This is a genomic window from Streptomyces sp. NPDC044571 (assembly GCF_040647115.1).
In the GTDB taxonomy this organism is placed as follows: domain Bacteria; phylum Actinomycetota; class Actinomycetes; order Streptomycetales; family Streptomycetaceae; genus Streptomyces.
Genome location: NZ_JBEZBN010000118.1, coordinates 1 through 2,100 on the forward strand (window position 1 = coordinate 1; position 2,100 = coordinate 2,100).

At 68.7% G+C, this 2,100-nt stretch carries 2 protein-coding genes; both read left to right on the forward strand.

The genetic code is table 11. The features are described from left to right. Positions 1–288: 288 nt before the first annotated feature. A complete protein-coding gene (locus tag AB0B01_RS30605) occupies positions 289–1,113 on the forward strand; it encodes an alpha/beta hydrolase (RefSeq protein WP_361726187.1) in 825 nt (274 codons plus the stop codon). Between the two features lie 72 nt (positions 1,114–1,185). After that, a protein-coding gene (locus AB0B01_RS30610) for an IS5 family transposase (protein WP_361726190.1) occupies positions 1,186–1,994 on the forward strand; the annotation gives its coding sequence in 2 pieces (ribosomal slippage) (positions 1,186–1,533 and positions 1,536–1,994; 807 coding nt in all). Positions 1,995–2,100: the final 106 nt, after the last annotated feature.

Below are 2,100 nucleotides of genomic sequence, written 5' to 3' on the forward strand. Positions count from 1 at the left end.
TCTGCTCACACCCTCGGAAGCAGGGGGACATTCACCGGAATGTCTGGTTTGTCCCTACTCAAAAGAGTGGCCTCGGGAGTTCATGACGCCGTCCGTGAACTGTCACAGGCTTGTCACACGGCCCGCTTGCTGCAGCCGCCCCCGACCGGCATGCCCTTCCATGGATCCATACAAGCGTATTGAACATCTGTCATATACGTACGTATAGTCCTGGCACCGGGGAAGCAGCCGCTCTGGTCGCAGTCCCCGCGGCCACGAGCCGTCCCATCACGCCACGAGGAGCCCGCCATGACGACCACCACCGCAACCGCAACCACCACGACGCGGACCGCCCGGCCCGTTCGCGCCGCCCTGGACCTGGACGGCCGCACCCTCTCCTACCTGGACTACGGCGGCACCGGACGTCCGTTGCTCGCTCTCCACGGCCACCTCTCCGAAGGAGCCTCCTTCACTGCCCTGGCCGCCGCTCTCGGCCCCGGCCGGCGGGTCATCGCCCCCGACCAGCGCGGGCACGGCGACTCCGACCGCGCCCCCGACTACACCCGCGGCGGCTACGTCGCCGACCTCCACGCCCTCGTCGACCACCTGGGCCTCGATCGGTTCGCCGTGCTAGGCCACTCCCTCGGCGCCGTCAACGCCTGCCACCTGGCGGCCGAGCTCCCCCACCGCGTGGAGGCCCTGATCAACCTCGACACCCCCGCCGACCTCCCCCGCGCGGACGTGAGTCCGCTCGCCTTCGTCCTGTCCGTCCCCTACACGGCCGACAGCCGGGAGGAGCTCCTCGCCGCCCTGGGCCCGGCGGCCCCCATGCTCGGCGGCGCCCTGCGTCCGCTGTCCGAGGGAGGCTGGCGGCTGCCCTTCCACCCGCAGGACACCGTCACCTCCGAGAACGCCGTCCACGGCGACCACTGGGAGCAGTGGCTCGCCGTCGACTGCCCCGCCCTCCTCCTGCACGGAACCTCCAGCCAGGTCCTCAGCGCCGAGCACGCCGCCGAGATGGTCGCCCGTCGCCCCCGCACCACGTACGCCGCCCTGGACGCCGACCACTTTGTCCAGCTGCGCGACCCCGAGGGCGTCCACACCGCCGTCCGATCCTTCCTCGCCGGAGTCTGAGGGCACGTCCGGGGGCGGTGGGCCGACCGTTAGACATCGTTTCTTATGGCGTGATCGTTCGTTGAACCGTGTATGACGGATCTGGTTGAGCGGTTGGTGCCGGACGAGTTGTGGGTGTTGTTCCGGCGGGTGGTGCCGCCGACAGAGGTGATACGCCCGCAAGGTGGGGGTCGACGGCGTGCCGGTGACCGCGAGGCCCTGGCCGCGATCGTCTTCGTGGCGACCTCGGGCTGCACGTGGCGGCAGCTTCCGCCGGTGTTCGGCCCGAGCTGGCAGACCGTATACCGGCGTTTCGCCCAGTGGAGCCGGGCTCGTGTCTGGGCCCGGCTCCACCGCGTCATCCTCGATGAACTCGGCGCCCGCGGTGACCTGGACTGGTCGCGGTGCGCGATCAACTCGGTCAGCCTGCGGGCGGCAAAAGGGGGCCACTGACGGGACCGAATCCTACCGACCGCGGCAAATTGGGATCGAAGATTCACCTGATTACCGACCGGAACGGACTGCCTCTCTCGCTGGGCATCTCGGGCGCCAACATGCACGACAGCCTCGGCCTGGAACCGCTCGTGTGTGGGATCCCGCCCATCCGTTCCCGCCGTGGCCCCCGCAGGCGACGGCCGGCGAAACTGCACGCCGACAAGGGCTACGACTACGACCACCTGCGTCGATGGCTCCGCAAACGCGGCATCCGACACCGCATCGCCCGAAGAGGCATCGAGTCCTCACAACGGCTTGGACGCCACCGATGGGTCGTCGAGAGGACCGTGTCCTGGCTCGCCGGCTGCCGCCGACTCCACCGCCGCTACGAACGCAAAGCCGACCACTTCCTCGCCTTCGTCGGCATAGCCGCAGTCCTCATCTGCCACCGCCGCCTCACCAAATGAAACGACGTCTTAGTGAGCGTTTCGTTCTGGTATCGGACGGTACGTGGTGCATTCCGAGAGCCGACTCGAGCGCTCAGCGAAGCGATTCGCCGGAAACGCCACTTCT

Excerpts from the sequence above, each read along its gene's own strand:
- AB0B01_RS30605 (WP_361726187.1), top strand. The coding sequence starts at position 289 with ATGACGACCACCACCGCAACCGCAACCACCACGACGCGGACCGCCCGG.